The following is a 262-nucleotide window of genomic DNA, read 5'->3' as shown; positions in this document are numbered from 1 at the left end:
GTTGGTAGGTCCCGCCCGGCGCCTCATGCGTTAGCGTATAAAACGAGGACAGTGACGGCTGGGTATCGAGATCGATGAGTAAGGTACGAAGACCCGCGTCGGCGCAGAACGCGCCTAGATTGGCGCCAACCGTGGTTTTCCCCGGCCCGCCTTTGGTTGAAACGACTGCAGCTACTTTCATTGGCCTTACCTCTGAATCGAAGGATTAGAGATGGCGTCATGCTAAGCGCGCTAAGCGTTTGGATTGCTGGGTCAAATCCCA

At 56.1% G+C, this 262-nt stretch carries 1 protein-coding gene; it reads right to left on the bottom strand.

All coding sequences use genetic code 11. From position 1 onward, the window contains the following. A partial coding sequence (locus FW800_RS27315; RefSeq protein WP_446438868.1) for a ParA family protein occupies window positions 1–181 on the bottom strand: 181 nt, incomplete at its 3' end. Window positions 182–262 lie beyond the last annotated feature (81 nt).

It is taken from the genome of Pseudomonas sp. 910_23 (assembly GCF_052850795.1).
The sequence above is the reverse complement of the archived record's forward strand: the minus strand, read 5'-3'. Positions and strand labels throughout refer to the sequence as shown.